This window comes from Burkholderia sp. AU27893, assembly GCF_002223205.1.
In the GTDB taxonomy this organism is placed as follows: domain Bacteria; phylum Pseudomonadota; class Gammaproteobacteria; order Burkholderiales; family Burkholderiaceae; genus Burkholderia.
This window is the reverse complement of the sequence record NZ_NKFD01000005.1, coordinates 864,793-885,494: the sequence shown is the minus strand read 5'-3', so window position 1 is coordinate 885,494 and position 20,702 is coordinate 864,793. Positions and strand designations below refer to the sequence as shown.

Below are 20,702 nucleotides of genomic sequence, written 5' to 3'. Positions count from 1 at the left end.
TTCCTGTCAGAAGCGCACGCGCACGGCGGCGTCGATACGGGTGCCGAGACCGACCATCCGGTACTCGGAGTTGCTGTCGGAGAACGCGCGGGTGACCGCGACATCGACGCTCACGCGCTTGTTCACGTCGGCGACGACCTGCGCGATCGCGAGCAGGCCCTTGTCCTGCGGCGAATAGACGCCGCGCAGCGAATACTCGACGCGGCCGATCTTCTTGCCGAGCCGGGCGAACAGGTAGTCGCGCAGGTTGCCGTCGACGCTCACGAAATTGGCCGTGCCGCCGAGGCCGCTTAACGCGGCGCCGGGCGCGACGGGCAGCAGCGCGTTGTTCGCGCGAACCGCGTTGACCATCTGGCGCCACTGGTTCGCGTCGTAGCGCGCCTCGTCGTGCGACCACTCGACGATCAGCGAGAAGTTGCCGGGCAGTGCGCTCTGCATGCCGACCGCGCTGCGCCACATGATCTGGCGATCGTTGCGGCGATCGACCGCGTCGTACGCGGCCGACGAATCGAGCGGTGTGCCGTTCGCGATGAAGGCGGGCAGCGGACGCGTCGTGCCGCGCTCGAGCCACGCGCTCGCATAGACGGTGTTCGAGCGCGCGACGTCGAACGACAGCGTCGCGCCGGCGCCGCCGTGGCCCGCATGCCGGCCCGCGAGCAACGCGGCCGAGCCGCCCGACCAGTTGTACGCGCCGCGCACGAGCTGCGTCGCGCCCTGCACGTCGCGGTTGTCGACGTCGCTGCGCAGCGTGCGGTTTTCCCCGGCGATGAACTGCAGCGTGGTCTGTTCGCCGGCCCATTTCGCTTCGACGAGCGGCGTGCCTTCGACATCGCCGTAGCGGTCGTAGATGTCGGCCGTCGCGGCCCGCTTCTGGAAGAAGCCGAGCGGGAAGAACGCCTGCGACGTATCGAGCGGATCGATCCGCTTGCCGGCGGTGAGCGTGATGCCGTTGTCGAATGCGCAGCGCACGCCGGCCTCGTTGAAGCGGGTGGCCTGCGCGCCGAGCGAGTGGTTGCTGGCCACGGCACGCGCGTTCATGAACAGGTTCTCGCCGTCAATGCGCGCGAGCAGGCCCGCCTCCTGCAGGTTGCGCGGCTGGTCGCCGATCAGGTTGCCCAGCAGCGCGTGCCCGTCCATGCTGTCGATGGTGCGTGCGTACGCGATGCCGTTCAGCGTGCTCAACTGTTCCATCAGCGATTCTCCGTGCGCGAGCGTGCAGCCGAGCGCAAGCGGGACGGCGAGCGCGGCGGCGGGCCAGAGTCGGCCGGATGATGGAGGGCGGCAGTCACGATGGGCGTCGACATGGGTGTGGTTGTCACTGGCCATCGGCAAGCGTGTCGGGGTTGAACCAGCCCGACGGAATCTTGCGCGGCTGGCCGTCGAGGATGTCGACGACGCTCGCGCGCTGCTTTTCGATCTCGTTGCGATACGTGATCTTGCGGATCACCTTGCGCCCGTTCGCGTCGACCGGTGCGGAGAAATCCGCGCTGCGGAACAGCAGGCCGCTCGCGAGGAAGAACTGCGCGCGCACCGGCACGTCGGTGTCGGGCGTGACCCACAGCTTGATCGTCGGGTAGACGTTGTCGGGATCGGTCGCGGTCAGGTCGAGCTCGGTGGCCGGCTTGCCGGCGATCGTCGTCGCGCCCGGCGCGGCCGATGCGCGATAGCTGTCCGCCCAGTGCGTGCGCGTGATGTCGCTGATCACGACCTCGCCCTGCAGCCGCTGCATTCCGTTGATGCGCACCGCGCTGCGTGTGTTCGGCACGTAGAACCAGTGGCCGCGCGTCGTCGCGAGGTATTTCTGGCCGTCGTTCTCGCCGCTGCGCGTCAGCGCGAGCGTGTCGCCGTTGCCGCGCGTGTAGACGAGATAGCGCGTCGCGTCGCCGGACTGGCCGCCCACTTCGTTCGTGATCTGGATGTTCGTCTGCGTATCGGCGGCCGTGCTGCGGTACGCGTCGGCACGGGCAAGCATGGTCTGGGCGGTCGGGGCGTCGGCGGCATGCACGAGCGGCGCGCACGCGACGAGCGCGGCGGCCAGGTGGCGAATGCGAATCATGGGGCGAGTCCTTCGAGGATGTTGCGTTTGGCGAGGCCGAGCGTCGCGAGCAGCGCGGCGGCCACCCCGAGCACGACGAACGCGCCTTCGACAGCGGCCACGGCGGCCGGCGAGACCGTGAATTCGAGCAGGATCGACTTCACGCGGCCCGGCGGCGGCGGAAGGTGGATCTGCGCGTGATTGAGCGCGACCATCGTCAGCAGCGCCACCGCGATGCCGGCGGCCGCGCCCAGCAGGCCGAGGAAGGCGGTCTCCTGGATCAGTACGCCGCGCACCGTCGCGGCCGGCACGCCGAGCGCACGCAGCGTCGAGATCTCGCGGCGGCGCTCGACGATGCTCATCAGGATCCAGTTGCTCATCGACAGCAGGATCGTCAGGCAGAGAATCGCACCGAACACCGAGAACTGGTTCTTGTACAGCGCGACGACCTGGTGATAGAGCGACACGAGCTGGTCCCAGGTCTTCACGTCGAGCGCCGGCAGCGCGGCGCGCAGCGTCGCCGCGGCGGCCGGCGTGTGCGCGGTGTCGGACAGGAACACCGCGATGCGCGACGCGCGGTCGGTGCGCAGCAGCGCCTGTGCGGCCGTGAACGTCACGTTGACGATCCGCTCGTCGACGTCCTTGTTGCCGGTGCTCATCACGCCGACGATCTGCGCATCGGTCGCGTTGATGCCTCCGTGCGCGGTCGACGCCATCAACTGCACGACCGAGCCGACGTGTACGCCGAGCTTGCGCGCGAGTTCCGCGCCGACGACCACTTCGGTGCCGGCATTCGTCGGCGACAGGTAGCGGCCCGACAGCACCGTGTGATAGTCGAAGAAGCCGGGGGGCTCGCGGTTCGGCTCGATGCCTTCGCCGACGAAGCCGTAGCTCAGATCGCCGTTCGAGATCAGCCCGTCGAAGTCGATGCCGCGCGCGGTGGTCGCGACACCGGGCAGCGCCGCGATCGCGCGCGTGGCGGTGGCCTGCTCGTCGGCGGTCAGCCCGTACTGCAGCGGCCGTTCGCCGATCAGGTCGAGATAGCCGTGGTGCAGCACCTGCACGTGGCCGACGCCGCTGTCGATCGACCCTTCGCGCACCGCGTCGAAGGTCGCGATCACGTAGCCGAGCGCAAGGCTCGACGCGAACGCGGCGACGCCGATCATCGCCATCGTCAGCACGGTGCGGCGCTTGTTGCGCCAGAGGTTACGCCACGCAAACGTCGACCAGTTCACGATTCACTCCCGGTACGCCGTCGCGCATCTCGATGCGGCGCGGCAGGTGCGCGCACAGACGATCGTCGTGCGACGCAATCAGAAAGGCGGTGCCCAGTGTGCGGTTGGTGTCGAGGATCAGCTCGGCCACCGCCCGTGCATTGGTGCTGTCGAGGCTGGCGGTCGGCTCGTCCGCGATCACGATCGCCGGCTCCTTGGCGAGCGCGCGGGCCAGCGCGACCCGTTGCTGTTCGCCGCCGGACAACTCGCCGGGGCGATGGCGTTCGCGCGCGGCGAGTCCCACCGCGTCGAGCATCGCGCGGGCGCGCTCGCGCCGTGTGCGCGGCGTGCCCCACGCGAAGCAGCCGAGTTCGACGTTCTCGAGCGCGGACATCACCGGAATCAGGTTGAACTGCTGGAACACGAAGCCGATGCGCTCGCGGCGAATCCGTTCGAGCGTGTCCGGCGCATCGTCGATCCGCCGGCCTTCGAGCCAGCGTTCGCCGCTGCTCGGCACGTCGAGAAAGCCGGCGAGGTTGAGCAGCGTGCTCTTGCCGCTACCCGACGGGCCGACGAGCGCGACGACGTCGCGCCGGCCGATCGAGATCGTCGCGCCGCGTACCGCGACGACGCGGCCCGCGCCCTCGTACACGCGCGAGACGTCGCGCAGTTCGAGCACCGGCGTGAGCGTGGCGGGCGTCATGCGTACGCTCCCTGGCCGGCTTCGGCGGCGGCCGTCGCGTGAATCACGGACAGCGCGCCGCTCGCATAGAGGTCGCGGCATTTCAGGCGCTGCAGCTTGCCGCTCGTCGTGCGCGGCAGCGAGCCGGGTTCGACGAAGCACAGATCCTGCGCGGCGAAGCCGATCCGCGATGCGAGCAGCTGCTGGCACTCGGCGCGCGTCTGCGGCGTCGCGTCGACGGGCCGCGCCTCGATCGCGACGACCAGCCGCTCGGTGCCCGTCTCGGGATCGGGCAGCCCGAACGCGATGCAGGTGCTCTTGCGCAGCGTGCGATGGGCGGCCAGCGCTTCCTCGATTTCATGCGGGAAGTAGTTGCTGCCGCGAATGATGATGACTTCCTTCTTGCGCCCGAGGATATGCAGCTGGCCGTCCGCGACGTAGCCGATGTCGCCGGTGCGGAACCAGCCGTCGGCCGTCAGCGGCGCGGCGATCGAGCCATCGTCGGGATTCAGGTAGCCGAGCATCAACGACGTGCCGCGGATCGCGACTTCGCCGACCGCGCGGTTCGCCAGCGCGTGGTCGCCGTCGTCGAGGATCCGGAACGCCATGCCCTCGATCGGCGTACCCATCGCGAGCACGGTTTCGGTGTCGGCGTCGGCGTCCGCGCCATCGTTCGCGGCGGCCGGTTGCGCGTCGCGGCGCTCGATCAGCGCGCGACGGTCGAGCGTGTCGGCGATCACGTACGGCGCGCCGTCAACGCTGCCGTCGTGCCACGCACGATGCATCGATACCGCGAGCGTCGATTCGGCCATCCCGTAGCACGGCTGCAGTGCCGATGCCGCGAGGCCGTACGGCGCGAACGTCGCGGCGAAGTCGCGCAGCGTCGCGTCGTCCACGCGTTCGCCGCCGATGAAGATGTTGCGGCACGCGGACAGATCGACGCCCTCCATCGCGGCGGCGTTGAAACGGCGTACGCAGTAGCGCAATGCGAAGGTCGGCACCGACGTCGTCGTCGCGCGCGCCGACGCGATGCGCTTCAACCAGCCGAGCGGATTCCGGATGAAGCTGTTCGGCTGCATCATCAGCAGCGGCGCACGGTAATGCAGGTTCGACAGCAGCGTGAGCAGCCCCATGTCGTGATAGAGCGGCAGCCACGACGCGGTGCCGTCGCCGGCCGCGACGTCGAAACGCACCGACCCGCCGATGCCGAGCACGTTCGCGATCACGTTCTCGTGGCTGAGCACCGCGGCTTTCGGATGCGACGTCGAGCCGGACGTGAGCTGGACATGATGCGGATCGCGGCCATGCTTCGCGCTGATCAGCGCACGCGCACCGGCATCCGCGACGAGCGACAGCGTGTCGAGATCGACGACGCGCGTGGACGCAGCGGGAAACGCGTCGTCGCGCCAGGCGGCCGACTGCGCATCGGCGGCGATGACGAGGCGCGGCCGGTACAGCTCGCAGGCGACGTCGATCACCTGCCGCCCGGCGGTGGCGCGGCGCGCGGGAACCGGCACGGTGCAGGGCAGTGCGCCCGTCATCACGCAGGCCATCATCGCGGCCGCGTGCTCGACCGATGCGGGCAACGCCAGCATCACCATGTCGTTCTCGCGCACGTCGAGTTCGCGCAGTGCGCCGGCCTGGCGAAACACTTCTTCAGCGAAGCGCCGGTACGTGATGCTCGCCTCGTTGCCGGCGTCGTCGACGAACGTCATGCGATGCATGGCGCCCGGGACGTCCTCGAGCGATTCGATGAGGCGATGAATGGTGGATGCGCACTTCGTCACGAGGATTCTCCCCTTGAGGAACACGGCCGCTCGCGCCACGGTGCCGGCGGCGCCGTTCGTCGAGTGAGGGGGATTCTTGCCGGATCGACATGGCACGACAAACGGAATATTTGCAGGCTATGCATGAGCGGCACGCATCCACTCGGCACGGCCATGGGTATCCGCGCGAGCCCGTGCGAGGTGAATGGTCGGTACGCATTCGACCGGTCGTCTAGTTCACGATGTGGTGCGCTCATGCGCGGGCGTCATGCAATGCGTTCGGAAAATTCGTTTGTCCGAAGCATCGACTCACAGAAGAATTGCAACCCGGCAGCGCGCCAGTGTCGCCGCGTCATCGTGCCGGGCAGGGTCCGGCCAAGGAGAGCATTTTGTCCGTCACCTCATCGCTTCTCGCTCGTCAGAAACCGGTTGCAGACATGAAGAGCCGCCCGAGCGGCGTCGTCTTCTCGCTGAAGCTCGCGGTCTACGTCGCACTCATCGCGCACGGCATGCTGTTCGCGCTGTCGACGGTGGTGGTCCTGAAGATCGTCGGCATCCTGCTGATCGGCGCGATGTACGCGCACGGGGTCGAGCTGCAGCACCAGGCGCTGCATTACCAGGGATTCAGGAGCAAGCGGCTCAACATGGTGTTCGGCGTGCTGCTCGGCATGCCGATGCTCGTGTCGTTCCATGCGTACCAGGATAGCCACCTGCGCCATCACCGGCTGCTCGGCACGCCCGAGAACAAGGAGTTCTTCGACTACGGCGACCAATACGGTGCGAGCCCCGTCGTCAATCTCGGCCTGTGGGCGTGGCGGCTGTCGATGGCCGCGCACTATATCCAGTTCGCGAAGAACGTCGCGAAGCTCGTCGTGCCGGGCGCAAGCTTCGGCGACAACCCGCTCGTGTCGCGCGCGATCCGCCGCGATCACCTGCTGATGGTCGCAGCGATCGCGCTGCTGGCCGGCGTGTCGTTCGCGCTGCACACGTGGTTCGCCGTGTGGGTGTGGGTCGTGCCGCTCGTGTTCGTGGCCGCGCCCGTGCATGCGCTGGTCGAGATGCCCGAGCATTACCGCTGCGACCTGACGAGCACCGATCCGTTCCGCAACACGCGGACGATCGAGAGCAACGCATTCATGACGTGGTTCACGAACGGCAACAACTATCACGTCGAGCATCACATGATGCCGAACCTGCCGATCGAGCGACTGCACGATCTGCATGGCGCGATCGGGCCGCGCATCCGCTACTACCACCGCACCTATCGGCAGTTCTATTACGCGCTGCTGCGCGGCAGGCTGTCGCCGCGCACGGTGGACGACGACGCGGACGACCATGCTTCCGACGCCGAAGCGACGGCGCCGGCGTCCACGCAATCGGCATGACCGGGCCGGTGCCGGGCCCGAATGCCTTTCAACGACGGTGACGACGATGCTTTATCCGGAACTTTTCAGGTCGCTGGAAGCGGTGCGCTGGGACATGGAGAAGGACATTCCGTGGGACACGTTCGACGCTTCGCTGCTCACCGACGAGCAGGCCGAGACGATCAGGATGAACGCGATCACCGAATGGTCGGCGCTGCCCGCGACGGAAATGTTCCTGCGCGACAACCGGCACGACAGCGACTTTTCCGCGTTCATGAGCGTGTGGTTCTTCGAGGAGCAGAAGCATTCGCTCGTGCTGATGGAATACCTGCGCCGCTTCCGGCCGGACAGGGTGCCGACCGAAGCGGAACTGCACGCGGTGCGCTTCGAATTCGACCCGGCGCCGCCGCTCGAGACGCTGATGCTGCACTTCTGCGGCGAGATCCGCCTGAACCACTGGTACCGCTGCGCGGCCGACTGGCACACCGAGCCGGTCATCAAGCAGATCTACGAAACGATCTCGCGCGACGAAGCGCGCCATGGCGGCGCATACCTGCGCTATATGAAGAAGGCGCTGAACGATTGCGGCGACGTCGCGCGTGCCGCGTTCGCGAAGATCGGCGTGCTGATGGCGTCGGCGCGACGCACCGAAAAGCCGCTGCACCCGACCAACCTGCACGTGAACCAGGCGCTGTTCCCGCGCGACACCGTGCAGTCGCGCCTGCCGGATCCGGAATGGCTCGAGCGCTGGCTCGACGAGCAGATCCGCTTCGACGGCGAATGGGAAAAGAAGGTCGTCGAGCGGATCCTGCACAACCTGTCGATCCTGTTCGAGCGCCCGTTCGCGACCGCGCAGGAACTGAACCGCTATCGCCGCGAAGTGACCGCGCGAACGCCACGCGTGACGGACGGCGTGGCGGACACCGTATAGCGACGCGCATCCCGTCCGGTAAAGGGCGGAACCGATTCCGGACGACAAGATGGCGTCATCCACGCGGGTTGCCGTTTCCGGGCGGCGGAATATTCATTACCGGACATAATTGGTTCATCAATTTACGGCAATTGAATGGCGCAATTCAATTTCATGCGTTTAGTATGTTTTTATAAACATGAAATCACGGATTTAAATGGTATTCCTTGTGTATGTTGAGGTGCGGTTTCTTTTCGTAATACGGTAAATGAATAAAATCGTTTGGTGATTGAAATGCAATTGTAGGAATTCGGAGGAGCGTCTGCCATAGCATCCGTATGGTTGTCCGAACGTCGGTTTGCACCCGTAATATGCTGTTTTTATGCGACTTTGTAGGACATCCTTCGCGCCATTTCGGTCGGTGGGTGATTTACAAAATCACTACTTTATAATGGTAATGTAAGGCTATTTGGCCGATGAAAATCGATAGATAAATACGAGTGTCACGATTGAAAATAAGAATGATCCGCATCCATGCTTCAATATAAAATCGTTTCCGAATCCAAAAAGGAGAAACGAGTCAGGGAGACGAACGGCGACTTGCCTGTCGGTGGGTGCAACTTTGAGGCGGCGGTATGGCTAATGTGAGATTGGCAAAGCGATTGAGAAGTATGCCTTCGCTGGATTTCCTGAGAGGCTTCGAATGCGCGGCGCGTCATTTGAGCTTTACGCGTGCCGGGCAGGAACTGAACGTCACGCAATCCGCCGTGAGCCGGCAGGTCAAGGCGCTCGAGGAGCAGCTCCGGATCGAGCTCTTTCACCGGCACATTCGTTCCCTGACGCTGACCGACAAGGGGCGCGAGCTGTACGACGCGATCTCGTTCGCGTTGTCCGACCTGGAATCGGTGATCGGCAAGCTGTCGTCGAGCGTGGGCCAGCGCGCGATCTCGTTGTCGACCACCGTCTCGTTCGCGGCGCTGTGGCTGATTCCGCGCCTCGGTTCGTTCCGCGCCAGCTACCCCGACATCGACGTACGCGTCTCGGCCACGAGCGAAATTGAAGATCTTAAACGCAAACGTTTGCACCTCGCCGTGCGATATGCAGGGCCGTATACGTCGACGGACGAGACGGACGTGCTGTTTCGCGAGCGCGTCGTCGCGGTCTGTAGCCCGAGCCTGATGCCGGCGCCGGGCGACGCCGCGTCGATGAAGCCGGAGGATCTCGACAAGCACGTGCTGCTGCATCTCGACGATCCGCGCGGCGAGTGGCCGTGGCACGGATGGAGCCATCTGCTGAAGGAGCTGGGCGTGCCGCGCCTGCGGCCCGCCGGCGCGCTGCATTTCAGCCAGTACGACCAGCTGGTGCAGGCCGCAGTCGACGGGCACGGCATCGCGATCGGGCGGCGGCCGCTGGTCGACGGGCTGCTGAAGCAGGGCCGGCTGGTCGAGCTGTTCCCGCACTGCACGGTCGCATCGGGCAGCTACGTGCTGGTGCAGAACCCGGATGCATGCAACGAGTTCGATATCGCGGTGCTGACCAACTGGCTGCTCGAACAGGCGAGTCATCCGCTCGCATCGGACCAGGAAACGGCCGGCAGCAACGTGGTACCGATGTATCGCGTCGGATAGTACGGTCGCGTCACGCTGGCGCGCATGCGTGTCGAAGGGGCATGCGGCAGGGTCGACGCGCACGCAGGTGCGAACCGTCATGCGCCGCGCTTGCAACCTGTGCGATGATGCGCCGCTTCGCCTTCGTTGCAGCACGCCGCCGAGCGCGGCGCCCGGTTCCGGGCCGCTGCCGATCGCACCGACACCGGAGACGACATGCCCGCAGTGAACATTCATGGCAGCACCCTGCATTACCAGGATCACGGTACCGGCTTCCCGGTGCTGCTCGGGCACAGCTATCTGTGGGATGCGGCGATGTGGGCGCCGCAGATCGACGCGCTGTCGCGCCGGTATCGCGTCATCGTGCCGGACCTGTGGGGGCACGGTGCATCGGGCGTACTGCCGGAAGGCACGCAGACGCTCGACGATCTCGCTGCGCAGGCGAGTGCGCTGCTCGACGCGCTGGGGATCGAACAGTGCGCGCTCGTCGGGCTCAGTGTCGGCGGCATGTGGGGCGCGCGGCTCGCATTGCGCGAACCGCAGCGCGTGCGCTCGCTCGTGCTGATGGATGCGTCGCTCGAGGCCGAGCCCGAGGCGACGCGGCTGCGCTACTTCGGAATGCTTGACGCCATCGCCGCCGCGGGCCGTATCGCGTCGCCGCTGCTCGATGCGATCGTGCCGCTGTTCTTCCGGCCGGATGTCAATCTGGCGGGCCCGGTGCCATCCGCGTTTCGCGACGCGCTGGCGAACCTGCCGGCCGACCGGTTGCGGCAATCGATCGTTCCGCTCGGCCGGCTGATCTTCGGCCGGCCCGACACGCTGCCGGCACTCGCCGAACTGGACGCCGAACGCACGCTGCTGATGTGCGGCGCGGGCGACATGGCGCGCCCGCCGTCGGAAACCGTGAAGATGGCGAGCGTGATCGGCTGCACCCATGCGCTGGTGCCGGACGCCGGCCACATTTCGAATCTGGAAAATCCCGCGTTCGTCACGCGCATGCTGCTCGACTGGTTCGACGCGCAGCGGCTGTCGGCAGGCTGACGCGCAGCGCGCTGCCACCGTGCGAACCTGTTGTATCAACGAGTTCAAGGAAACGGGCGCAACCCGTTATCGGTCATGCGCTCCGCACCCAATTGAAAACGACACGGGTTCCGGGCAGTGCCGGTCGTACCGAAACGGGCGTCGGCACGATGTGAGCAGTCATCTCCCCGCGCGCCGACGTGCGCTGCCGAGCAACGCCACGAACGCCGCTTCATCCACGCGCAAGCCGCGCGGCGTCCGCCGGACCGCGAGCGCGGCGAGCGTGCCCGCCTCGAACGCGTCGAGCACCACCGGATGGATGTAGCAGCGCCGGCACACGGCTGGCGTGTTGCGCAATAGCTCGGCCACCGCGCGCACGGTCTCGACGATCTGCTTGCGCGCGTGCGTGACGCCGCGATGCTCGATGCGCCGCAACAACCCGAGCGCATGCACGCTGCCGGCCCAGGTCCGGTAGTCTTTCGCGGTGAAATCCGCGCCGCCGGCCTCGCGCAGGTAGTCGTTCACGTCGGACGACCCGACCGGACGGTGTACGCCGTCGTCGTCCACATACTGGAACAGCTCGTGCCCGGGCAACTCCGCGCAGCGCCGCACGATCCGGGCGACCCGGGCGTCGTCGACCGTCACGTCGTGTTCGATCCCGCTCTTGCCGGCGAAGCGCAGCCGCACCTGGCCGGGCTGAATTTTCACATGTCGCTTGCGCAGTGTCGTCAGCCCGTACGAGCCGTTTTCGCGCGCGTATTCCGCGTTGCCGATCCGCGCGAGCGTCGTGTCGAGCAAGCGGACGATCGTCGCCACGACCTTGTCGCGCGGCATGCCCGGCAACGCCAGATCGCGCGTGACGCGCGCGCGGATGCGCGGCAGCGCACGCGCGAACGCGGCCATCCGCGCGTACTTGTTCGCGTCTCGCGTCTCGCGCCACAGCGGGTGATAGCGATACTGCTTGCGCCCGCGTGCATCGCGGCCGGTTGCCTGAAGATGACCGCGCGGGTCCATGCAGATCCACACGTCGGTGTACGCGGGTGGAATCGCCAGCGCATTGATACGGGCGATTTCGTCGGCATCGCGCACTCGCACACCGTCCGGCCCGTAATACGCGAAGCCGTTGCGGAGCGGCCGGCGCGTATAGCCGGGGCGACGGTCGTCGACATGACGCAGCGGCCCGGCGGGCATGCGTGCATTCGGCTGCGACGGGGCGCGCTGCTTCATGCTGCACCGCGTCGATCGACGTCGGTGCCCATCCGCGTATCGTCGGGCTGCGTTCCGCTCGGACATCCTGCGCGCACGGTTTTCTCCTGTTTATGCGTACGTTCCGGCGTCGCGCAGCAAGAACCGTGCGCCATTCCTTGCACGCGCGAGGAGGCCCGGCGCAAGCGCGCGCCGGACGGGCGTTCGGGCGTTTGTTACCGCTGCATGGACGAAATGACGCAACGGCTTCGCCCGGCCAAGATGACTGCGGCCCGGTGCCGGCATCGGGCGGATCGTGTCGAGGCCGTGTCCCGTTCAACGAACCTCGACGCTCCCGCGCAGATCGTCGATGTCGGCTGGAACGAGCGTTTGACGATGCCGCGAGGCCACGCGCCGGTGGTGCGCGTGGCGCGTGCAAAGGCCGTGCAAAGGCCGTGCAAAACGCGGCCAAGGCCGGCTAGAACGGGCCCGCCCACCTGCTTAGGTGTTTATACGTATGCCGAATCCGATATCGTCCCAATCCAATATTTCATTAGAAGGTTATCGGACTTGTTTCTAGACTGATGCGGGGCATGCAGACCGGGCCGGCGCGAAGCCCCCGGCCGGCTTACAACCCCGATCCGCGCCTGCGCCACGCAGAAACAGAACAGCGCAGCGGCACACAACGACATCATCGGAGACGAACCATGACATTCATCAGGAAGCTGGCGGCGGGCGCGATCGTTGCCGCGGCGACGGTGCTGGCCGGCGGCGCGCACGCGCAGCAGAAACCGATCACGCTCGGCTTCTCGCAGGTCGGCGCGGAAAGCGCGTGGCGTACCGCGAACACCGTGTCGGTGAAGGGCGCGGCAAAGGACGCCGGCATCAACCTGAAATTCTCCGACGCGCAACAGAAGCAGGAGAACCAGATTCGCGCGATCCGCTCGTTCATCGCGCAGAAGGTCGACGTGATCGCGTTCTCGCCCGTCGTCGAATCGGGCTGGGAGCCCGTGCTGACAGAAGCGAAAGCCGCACACATCCCGGTGATCCTGACCGACCGCGGGGTCGACGTGAAGGACCCGTCGCTGTACGTGACGATGATCGGCTCGGACTTCCTCGAGGAAGGGCGGCGCGCCGGCCACTGGATGGAAGAGCGCTACAAGAACGACCCCGGTCCGATCAATATCGTCGAGCTGCAGGGCACGGTCGGCTCGGCGCCGGCCAACGACCGGCGGGCCGGCCTGCTCGAAGTGATCAAGAGCAATCCTAAGTTCAAGGTGATCGCGTCGCAAAGCGGCGACTTCACGCTGGCGGGCGGCAAGCAGGTGATGGAAGCGTTCGCGAAGACCTACGGCAAGCAGATCAACGTCGTCTATGCGCACAACGACGACATGGCGCTCGGCGCGATCCAGGCGATGGAAGAGGCGGGCATCAAGCCCGGCAAGGACGTGAGCGTCGTGTCGTTCGACGCGACGAAGGGCGGCTTCCAGGCGATGGTGGCCGGCAAGATCAACGTCGACGTCGAATGCAGCCCGCTGCTCGGCCCGCAGTTGATGACCGCGGTGAAGGACGTGGTCGCCGGCAAGCAACTGCCCAAGCGCATCGTGACGAACGAGACCGTGTTCCCGATGAACGTCGCGGCCCAGGTGCTACCGACCCGCAAGTACTGAGCCACATACGACGATCCGGCGCGGGCGGCGGCGTGGCGGCCGCCCGGGCGCCAACCGCTTCGAGGGAGGATGCATGGAGAGTGCGCCGGTGGTCGAGATGATCGGCATCGACAAGTCGTTTCCGGGCGTGAACGCGCTGCAGCGCGTGAACTTCCGGCTGTTTCCGGGCGAGATCCACGCGCTGATGGGCCAGAACGGCGCGGGCAAGTCGACGCTGATCAACGTGCTCACCGGCGTGCATGCGCACGATGCGGGCGAGATTCGCGTCGGCGGCGCGCCGGTGAATTTTGCCGCGCCGCGCGAAGCCGAGGCGGCCGGCATCCAGACGCTCTACCAGGAAGTGAACCTGTGCGCGAACCTGTCGGTCGCGGAGAACATCTTCGCGGGCCGGCAGCCGATGCGGCGCGGCGCGATCGACTGGAACACGATCCATGCCCGCTCGCGTGCGGCGCTGGCCGAACTCGACCTGGCGCTCGACGTCACGCGCTCGCTCGACGCGTATCCGATCGCCGTGCAGCAGATGGTCGCGATCGCACGGGCAGTATCGGTCGACGCGCGCGTGCTGATCCTCGACGAGCCGACGTCGAGCCTCGACGACGGCGAGGTCGCGCGGCTGTTCGACGTGCTGCGCCGGCTGAAGGCATCGGGCATCGCGATCCTGTTCGTCACGCACTTTCTCGAGCAGACCTACGCGGTGTCCGACCGGATCACCGTGATGCGCAACGGCGAGCGCGAAGGCGAGTATCTCGCGCGCGACCTGCCGGTCGACGTGCTGGTCGCGAAGATGACCGGCCGCGAACGGATGTCCGACACGCTGCAGGCGGGCGCGGCGGCGGTCGAACGCACCGCCGGCGACGCGGAACCGTTCCTGTCGATGCAGCAGGTCGGCCGGCGCGGAATGATGAGCCCGCTCGATCTCGACGTGCGGCCCGGCGAGATCGTCGGGCTGGCCGGCTTGCTCGGCTCGGGGCGCACCGAAACCGCGCAGCTGGCATTCGCCGCGGAGCGCGCCGACACCGGCGCGATCGAAGTCGACGGCGCGCGCACGCGGCTCGCGTCGCCGCACGACGCGGTCCGGCACGGCATCGCGTATTGCCCGGAGGATCGCAAGAAGGAGGGGATCGTCGCCGCGCTGTCGATCCGCGAGAACATCATTCTCGCGCTGCAGGCGCGGCGCGGCTGGTGGCGGCTGATCGGGCGCGCGCGGCAGCGCGAGCTCGCCGATACGTACATCGCGCGTCTCGGCATCAAGGCGCGTGATGCGGAGCAGCCGATCGGGCTGCTGTCGGGCGGCAACCAGCAGAAGGTGCTGCTCGCGCGCTGGCTCGCGACGGAACCGAAGCTGCTGATCCTCGACGAGCCGACGCGCGGCATCGACGTCGCCGCGAAATTCGACATCATGGAGCGCGTGCTCGCGCTGTGCGCGCAAGGGCTCGCGATCCTGTTCATTTCGTCGGAGATCAGCGAAGTCGTGCGTGTCAGCCACCGGATCGCGGTGCTGCGCGACCGGCGCAAGGTCGCCGAACTGACCGGCGCCGACGCATCCGAGGAGCAGGTGTACCGGCTGATCGCGGGAGGCCAGTCATGACGCAGCTCCGCACGTTGTTCCGTCATTCGCTCGTGTGGCCGGTGCTGACGCTCGCGCTGCTGTTCGCGCTCGACGTCGCGTATCGCCCGGGCTTCCTGTCGATCACGCTGCTCGATGGTCACCTGTTCGGCGCGCCGATCGACATCCTGAACCGCGCGGCGCCGCTCGTGATCGTGTCGCTCGGGATGACGCTCGTGATCGCGACCCGCGGGATCGACATCTCGGTCGGCGCGATCGTCGCGATCGCAGGGGCAGCCGCGGCGATCGTGCTCGACGCGGACCCGTCGCGAATCGGCGTGGCGCTGGCCGCCGCGCTCGGCGTCGGGCTGCTGGCCGGCGCATGGAACGGGCTGCTGGTGGCGTTCGTCGGGATGCAGCCGATCATCGCGACGCTGATCCTGATGGTGGCCGGCCGCGGCGTCGCGCAACTGCTGACGGGCGGCCAGATCATCCCGATCGGCGCGCCCGGCTACCTCGCGCTCGGCGGCGGCTATCTCGCGGCCGTGCCGTGCGCGGTGTGGATCGCGCTGGCGACGATCGCCGCGACCGCGCTGCTGGTGAACCGCACGGCGCTCGGGCTGTTCATCCGTGCGATCGGCGTGAACCCGGTCGCGACCCGGCTCGTCGGGCTGCGCTCGGGGGCGATCGTGTTCGGCGTGTATCTGTTTTCAGGCGTGATGTCGGCGCTCGCGGGCATCCTGGCCAGCTCGAACGTGCGCAGCGCCGACGGCAACAACGCGGGGCTGCTGCTCGAACTCGACGCGATCCTCGCGGTGACGCTCGGCGGCACGTCGCTGCTCGGCGGCCGCTTCAGCCTTGCCGGCTCGGTGCTCGGCGCGCTGATCATCCAGACGTTGACCTACACGACCTATTCGATCGGCGTGCCGCCGGAGGCGACGCTCGTCGTCAAGGCGGTGGTCGTGATCGTCGTGACGCTGATCCAGTCGGAGGCCGCCCGTGCGTCGGTCGTCCGGCACGCGTCGCGGCTGCTGTCTTCCGCGCGTTCGCGCGCGACTTCCGGAGCGACGCCGCGATGAACCGATTCCTTGGCCGGCTCGCCGACCCGCGCACGCTGCCGATCGTCGTGACGATCGTGCTGTTCGCCGCGCTGTTCGGCTTCGGGTCCGTGACCTACACGGGCTTCTTCTCGATGCAGGTGCTGACCGGGCTGCTCGTCGACAACGCGTTCCTGCTGATCGTCGCGCTCGGGATGACGTTCGTGATCGTGTCGGGCGGGATCGACCTGTCGGTCGGCTCGGTCGTCGCGCTGACGACGATCTTCTGCGCGGTCGGCGCCGAGCGGCTGCACTGGCCCGTGTGGGTGATCGTGCCGCTGGTGCTCGCGTTCGGTGCGCTGTACGGCGCGGCGATGGGTGCGTTGATCCATTATTTCCGGCTGCAGCCGTTCATCGTCACGCTGGCCGGGATGTTTCTCGCGCGCGGCGCGTGCTTCCTGATCACGACGCAGTCGATCACGATCAACGAGCCGGTGTTTCATGCGATCGCGGGCTTCAGCGTGCCGGTGGGCGGCGGCACGCTGAGCGCGGGCGCGTTGATCGCGCTCGCGACGCTGGCCGGCGCGATCTACGTCGCGCATTTCACGCGCTTCGGCCGCAACGTCTACGCGATCGGCGGCAACGAGCGTTCGGCGCTGCTGATGGGGCTGCCGGTCGCGCGCACGAAGGTCGGCGTGTACGCGCTGAGCGGCTTCTGTTCGGCGCTCGGCGGCGTCGTGTTCACGCTGTACGTGCTGTCGGGTTACGGGTTGCAGGCCCAGGGGATGGAACTCGACGCGATCGCCGCGACCGTGATCGGCGGCACGCTGCTCACCGGCGGGGTGGGCTATGTGCTCGGCTCGGTGTTCGGTGTCGGCATCCTCGGCACGATCCAGGTGCTGATCACGTTCGACGGCACGTTGAGTTCGTGGTGGACGCGGATCGTGATCGGCGCGCTGCTGTGCGTGTTCTGCGTGCTGCAACGGGTGATCGAACGGCACGCCGCGCGGCGGCGTACGGGCGGCACGGGGCTTGGGGCGCCGCGGCCGAAACGCAGCCCCGCACCGGCGCGGCCGGCATCGCCCGACGAGGATGCCGCGCTGGTTTCGACGATGCGGCGGCTGTAGCGCACGCATTGGCCGGCAGGGGGCGGCAGCGGCACGCAGCAACCTGGCGCGACGGTAGCCGGTGTCGATGCGCGGGCGGTCGCATCCGGCGGCCGGCCGGTGCCCGATCGGCGCGTGCGCGCCGCGGCGGCCCGTGCCGTCAGGCCGGGCCGGCCGCGTCGGCTTCGGCGTCGAACGCCGTCGCGGCGCGGCGCGCCTGTTTCAGCGAGCCGGCCAGTGTCCCGATCGCGTCGAGGTCCAGTGCATCGAGGTGTTCGCGCACGTCGCGCACGAAGGCCGCGTAATCCGGCTCGTCCGCATACGGGCCGAGCCATGCCTCGATATCGGTCAGCTGCCCGTTGGCGGCCAGCAGGATCAGCTGGTCGAGCGCATCGTCGGGCGGGCACGGCATCGTGGGCGCGGTGTCATCCGGCTCGGCCTCGCCGTCCGGATGAAACCGCCTGACGAGCTCCGACACCGGCACGAGCGCGTGCCCGACGGCCGGCGCGACGATCGCGAACGAGAATGCCGTGCCGACGCCCGGCTGGCTGGCGACGGCCAGCTCGCCCCCCATCGCGCCGACGATGCGCTGCGCGATGAACAGGCCGAGCCCGGTGCCGCCGTTCACGGCCTGCACCTGCTGGTACGCGCGGAAGATGTCGCGGTTGCCGCTGATGTCGATCCCGATGCCCGTATCGGCCACTTCGAACAGCAGGCGCCAGGTATCGCCTTCGCGCGCGGCATGAATCGACAGCGTGACCGTGCCGCCGCGCGTGAACTTCGATGCGTTGGACAGCAGGTTGAGCAGCACCTGCTGCAGCCGCATGCCGTCGATCGACACCGTGCGCGGCAGCGGCGTGGCCGGCCGGTAGACGAACCGGTTGTCCTGCTGCGCGCACAGCGCGAGCGCATAGTGGCCGATGTCGTCGAGCAGGCCGGGCAGGTCGGTCGTGTCGGGCGTCACGCCGAGCGGCTGCAGCTCGGCCTTCGTGAACGCGAGCAGTTCGTCGATCAGCGTGAGCTGGTAGCGAATGCTGCGGTCGATCGACCGGATCAGCCGCGCCTGGCCGCGCGTCGCGCCTTGCAGCAGCAGCTTCGCGTAGCCGTTGATCGTGGACAGCGGCGCGCGCAGGTCGTGGCTGACGTAGCCGAGCGTCTCGATCTTCTGCTGCATGTGGGTCGTCACCTGTTGCAGCGCGTCGTTGAGCGCGAGCGTGCGGCGTGCGACTTCGTCGCGCAGGCGATCCTGTTCGGTGAGCTGCCAGTGTTCGAGCCGCTTCCTCGCCTCGGTACGCTGGCGGCCGACGTGATGAATCCATGCGGCCAGCACCAGCAGGTGCGTGGCGAGCCCGACGACCGCGGTGACGGGGTTCGGGAAGATGTCGGATTTCAGCCAGGCAAGCACCGGCGGCAGCGTGTTCATGCCGTCGAGCACGCGAATCAGCATGTTGAAGGTGGCGATCGCGATGGCGATCAGCATCACACGGCCGGTGGGCGTCCGGCGGATCGCGAGCAGCAACGCGAGGCTGATGTTGACGATCGCGAGCACGGCGTTCAGCCGCAGGCAGAACCACGTGAACGTCAGCAGGTCGCCGCACGCGGCGCCGATCATGCCGACCCCTTCGAGCGCGAGGAACGCCATGTAGATCGCGCGCATCGGCAGCTTCGCCTGCTCGCGCCGGGCGACCATCAGGATGAAGACGACGAAGCACGACACGGCCAGGTACGCGAAGATCACTTCGCCGCGCGCCGACCATTCACGCAGCGCAGGCGGCAACGCCATCGCCAGATAGCCGCGGTACGCCGCTTCGAACAGCGTCGTGCCCAGCGCCACCGCGGCCAGCACGTGAAACACGCCGCTGCGCGAAAAGAACCCGATCAGCAGCGCGCACCACATCAGCGCGAGCAGCCCGCCGAAGAAGCCGAAGTCCCACATCGTCGCGCGCCGTTCCAGCGCATCCCACGCCGCACGCGTGAACGCCGCCGGCGCGAGCCGCATTTCCTTGCGCGACGTGACGCGGATCAGCACGGGGACGCTTTCGCCGGCACGTAACGTGACGTCGAGCGCCGGGTAGCGCGATGACGGTCGGGCGTCACTACCGGCGCCGGCGGCCGGGAAGCGGCTGTCGAGCGTCCACCCGCCGTTCCGGCCGAGATAGAAGTCCGCCTGGTCGACGCGGGCGTCGCGAATCACCAGCACCAGCGGGCGCGCGGCGCTGTCGCGGTTGGTCAGCGTGGCGCGGATCCACCACGCCGATCGCGAGAACTCGACGTTGAACGACGACGTGCCGGCCACCGGCGTGCCATGCGCCGGATCGGCGAGCCGTGCGGCGACCTGAGCGGCGGACATCGTCGTGCTCGCGTCCTCGAAGACCGACACGGCGTCCAGTTGCGCGGGGTTCGGCGTCGACGCGGCGTGCGCCGCCGCGCAGGTGACGGCCATCGCGAGCAGGAGCAGCAGCACCGCGCGACATCCGACAGCCCATGCCGCGTGGCGCCTACCCATCGTGATGGTGCGCCCCGGGTGCGGCGGGCGGGGCATTGACCGCATGGCGCTGGCGCCGCCAGTCGGACGGCGTGATGCCGAAGCGTTCGCGGAAGGCGGTGGCGAAGTTGCCGGGCGTCGAAAAGCCGATTTCCTCGGCGATGTCGCCGATCCCCATCGACGTCTCCGCGAGAAAGTGCATTGCGGCGCGCAGGCGCGTGTCGCGCAGATATTCGAACACGGTCTGGCCGAGATGATCGCGGAACACGCGGGACAGGCGCTTCTCGTGCGTGCCGACCTGTCTGGCGAGATCCTCGAGCGCCGGCGGATGGCGCAGGTCGCGCAGCAGGACTTCGGACGCCGCGCGCACGAGGGCCGTCTCCGGGTTGTCGGGCAGCTCGGGCAGATGTGCGAACGGCTGGCTGCGCCGCGCGCGTTTCAGGTGATTGCGGATCCGGGCCAGCACTTCCGTCGGCTCGAACGGCTTGATGATGTAGTCGATCGCACCGGTTTCGAGGCCCGCGATGCGATCCTCGAGATCGCCCGCGGCCGTCAGGATGATGACCGGGATCGATTGCGTCGACGGCGTCGACGCCAGCAGCCGGCACGCCGCGAAGCCGTCCATGCGCGGCATGCGGACATCCATCAGGATCAGGTCGGGCGCGATCGCCTGCGCACGGTGATACGCCTGTAGCCCGTCGAACGCGACGCTGATCCGGCACCGGGCGGCACGCAGGATTTCCGTGAGGAGCCGCAGGTCGTTCGGGCGATCGTCGACGACAAGAATATGTGCGTCAGCAAGATCCGGCGTGGGACGAGGCGACGCCGGACTGGACGAGCGGGATGGCATGGTTGCGGAGGCGGTGGAAGGGTGGCCGGTCAGATGACGTGCATCGCGGTCTGCACGATTGTTGCGAAAAATTATATGCCGACAACAGGTCACATTGTGAGGATTCCGTGTGGTCCGTGGGGGCTTGTGCGGCGGGGTGTTGCGTGTTTGCCGCCACCGCGTCCGGCCGGAAGAAACGGAAGTGGAAAAACATGCCGAATCGGCTTTTAATAATCGGTCTTTATT

Annotated in this window: 16 protein-coding genes; 8 read left to right on the top strand and 8 right to left on the bottom strand. The window is 67.5% G+C overall.

Translation table 11 applies throughout. The features are described 5' to 3' along the window. Nucleotides 1-6: 6 nt before the first annotated feature. The 5 genes from CFB47_RS36210 to CFB47_RS36190 are packed head-to-tail and all read right to left on the bottom strand — an operon-like array spanning nt 7 to nt 5,718. Nucleotides 7-1,326, bottom strand: a complete 1,320-nt coding sequence (locus CFB47_RS36210) for a hypothetical protein (protein ID WP_089464116.1) — start codon at nt 1,324-1,326, stop codon at nt 7-9. Beyond that, complete coding sequence (locus CFB47_RS36205; RefSeq protein ID WP_089444416.1) at nt 1,316-2,056, bottom strand: outer membrane lipoprotein-sorting protein; 741 nt, start codon at nt 2,054-2,056, stop codon at nt 1,316-1,318. Before CFB47_RS36205 ends, CFB47_RS36210 begins: the two co-directional genes overlap by 11 nt. Further along, nucleotides 2,053-3,270 carry an ABC transporter permease gene (locus CFB47_RS36200; protein WP_089464115.1) on the bottom strand — a complete coding sequence of 406 codons (1,218 nt, stop codon included), beginning with the start codon at nt 3,268-3,270 and terminating at the stop codon, nt 2,053-2,055. The genes CFB47_RS36205 and CFB47_RS36200 overlap by 4 nt, the downstream gene beginning before the upstream one ends. Then, nucleotides 3,242-3,952 (bottom strand): ABC transporter ATP-binding protein, encoded by a 711-nt coding sequence (locus CFB47_RS36195; protein WP_089459516.1) that lies wholly within the window; start codon nt 3,950-3,952, stop codon nt 3,242-3,244. Before CFB47_RS36195 ends, CFB47_RS36200 begins: the two co-directional genes overlap by 29 nt. Next, entirely contained in the window at nt 3,949-5,718 is a 1,770-nt protein-coding gene (locus tag CFB47_RS36190) for a fatty acyl-AMP ligase (RefSeq protein ID WP_256946838.1), read from the bottom strand. Before CFB47_RS36190 ends, CFB47_RS36195 begins: the two co-directional genes overlap by 4 nt. A 416-nt stretch (nt 5,719-6,134) precedes the next feature. Here CFB47_RS36190 and CFB47_RS36180 point away from each other — a divergent pair, with 416 nt between their 5' ends. From CFB47_RS36180 to CFB47_RS36165, 4 genes are all read left to right on the top strand, one after another. After that, nucleotides 6,135-7,082 carry a fatty acid desaturase gene (locus CFB47_RS36180; protein WP_089459514.1) on the top strand — a complete coding sequence of 316 codons (948 nt, stop codon included), beginning with the start codon at nt 6,135-6,137 and terminating at the stop codon, nt 7,080-7,082. Between the two features lie 37 nt (nt 7,083-7,119). After that, a complete protein-coding gene (locus tag CFB47_RS36175) occupies nt 7,120-7,992 on the top strand; it encodes a ferritin (RefSeq protein ID WP_089464113.1) in 873 nt (290 codons plus the stop codon). 614 nt (nt 7,993-8,606) lie between these two features. Continuing rightward, a complete protein-coding gene (locus CFB47_RS36170; protein WP_089464112.1) occupies nt 8,607-9,599 on the top strand; it encodes a LysR substrate-binding domain-containing protein in 993 nt (330 codons plus the stop codon). Between the two features lie 195 nt (nt 9,600-9,794). Further along, complete coding sequence (locus CFB47_RS36165; protein ID WP_089464320.1) at nt 9,795-10,619, top strand: alpha/beta fold hydrolase; 825 nt, start codon at nt 9,795-9,797, stop codon at nt 10,617-10,619. Nucleotides 10,620-10,778: 159 nt separating this feature from the next. Here CFB47_RS36165 and CFB47_RS36160 read toward each other — a convergent pair whose 3' ends face one another. Next, nucleotides 10,779-11,825, bottom strand: coding sequence for a DNA topoisomerase IB (locus CFB47_RS36160; RefSeq protein ID WP_089464111.1), 1,047 nt, complete (start codon nt 11,823-11,825; stop codon nt 10,779-10,781). A 665-nt stretch (nt 11,826-12,490) separates the two neighbouring features. Between CFB47_RS36160 and CFB47_RS36155 the strand changes: the two genes are divergently transcribed. The 4 genes from CFB47_RS36155 (at nt 12,491) to yjfF (ending at nt 17,163) form a co-directional block, all read left to right on the top strand. After that, the gene (locus tag CFB47_RS36155; RefSeq protein WP_089429808.1) at nt 12,491-13,453 is read left to right on the top strand and encodes an ABC transporter substrate-binding protein; all 963 of its coding nucleotides are present in this window, start codon (nt 12,491-12,493) and stop codon (nt 13,451-13,453) included. Nucleotides 13,454-13,526: 73 nt separating this feature from the next. After that, a complete protein-coding gene (locus CFB47_RS36150) occupies nt 13,527-15,041 on the top strand; it encodes a sugar ABC transporter ATP-binding protein (protein ID WP_089464110.1) in 1,515 nt (504 codons plus the stop codon). Next, nucleotides 15,038-16,078, top strand: a complete 1,041-nt coding sequence (locus tag CFB47_RS36145) for an ABC transporter permease (RefSeq protein ID WP_089464109.1) — start codon at nt 15,038-15,040, stop codon at nt 16,076-16,078. Before CFB47_RS36150 ends, CFB47_RS36145 begins: the two co-directional genes overlap by 4 nt. Further along, the gene (yjfF, locus tag CFB47_RS36140; RefSeq protein ID WP_089444403.1) at nt 16,075-17,163 is read left to right on the top strand and encodes a galactofuranose ABC transporter, permease protein YjfF; all 1,089 of its coding nucleotides are present in this window, start codon (nt 16,075-16,077) and stop codon (nt 17,161-17,163) included. Before CFB47_RS36145 ends, yjfF begins: the two co-directional genes overlap by 4 nt. Nucleotides 17,164-17,302: 139 nt before the next feature. Here the strand turns inward: yjfF and CFB47_RS36135 are convergent, their stop codons facing one another. Further along, a complete protein-coding gene (locus CFB47_RS36135) occupies nt 17,303-19,648 on the bottom strand; it encodes a sensor histidine kinase (RefSeq protein ID WP_089464108.1) in 2,346 nt (781 codons plus the stop codon). After that, on the bottom strand, nt 19,641-20,477 hold the full coding sequence (locus CFB47_RS36130) for a response regulator (RefSeq protein WP_089459506.1): 837 nt from the start codon (nt 20,475-20,477) through the stop codon (nt 19,641-19,643). The genes CFB47_RS36135 and CFB47_RS36130 overlap by 8 nt, the downstream gene beginning before the upstream one ends. Nucleotides 20,478-20,702 lie beyond the last annotated feature (225 nt).

Coding starts and splice junctions, on each gene's coding strand:
- CFB47_RS36135 (WP_089464108.1), bottom strand. CDS start 19,648: ATGGGTAGGCGCCACGCGGCATGGGCTGTCGGATGTCGCGCGGTGCTG.
- CFB47_RS36130 (WP_089459506.1), bottom strand. CDS start 20,477: ATGCCATCCCGCTCGTCCAGTCCGGCGTCGCCTCGTCCCACGCCGGAT.
- CFB47_RS36155 (WP_089429808.1), top strand. CDS start 12,491: ATGACATTCATCAGGAAGCTGGCGGCGGGCGCGATCGTTGCCGCGGCG.
- CFB47_RS36205 (WP_089444416.1), bottom strand. CDS start 2,056: ATGATTCGCATTCGCCACCTGGCCGCCGCGCTCGTCGCGTGCGCGCCG.
- yjfF (WP_089444403.1), top strand. CDS start 16,075: ATGAACCGATTCCTTGGCCGGCTCGCCGACCCGCGCACGCTGCCGATC.
- CFB47_RS36165 (WP_089464320.1), top strand. CDS start 9,795: ATGCCCGCAGTGAACATTCATGGCAGCACCCTGCATTACCAGGATCAC.
- CFB47_RS36150 (WP_089464110.1), top strand. CDS start 13,527: ATGGAGAGTGCGCCGGTGGTCGAGATGATCGGCATCGACAAGTCGTTT.
- CFB47_RS36195 (WP_089459516.1), bottom strand. CDS start 3,952: ATGACGCCCGCCACGCTCACGCCGGTGCTCGAACTGCGCGACGTCTCG.
- CFB47_RS36170 (WP_089464112.1), top strand. CDS start 8,607: ATGGCTAATGTGAGATTGGCAAAGCGATTGAGAAGTATGCCTTCGCTG.
- CFB47_RS36210 (WP_089464116.1), bottom strand. CDS start 1,326: ATGGCCAGTGACAACCACACCCATGTCGACGCCCATCGTGACTGCCGC.
- CFB47_RS36145 (WP_089464109.1), top strand. CDS start 15,038: ATGACGCAGCTCCGCACGTTGTTCCGTCATTCGCTCGTGTGGCCGGTG.
- CFB47_RS36180 (WP_089459514.1), top strand. CDS start 6,135: ATGAAGAGCCGCCCGAGCGGCGTCGTCTTCTCGCTGAAGCTCGCGGTC.
- CFB47_RS36160 (WP_089464111.1), bottom strand. CDS start 11,825: ATGAAGCAGCGCGCCCCGTCGCAGCCGAATGCACGCATGCCCGCCGGG.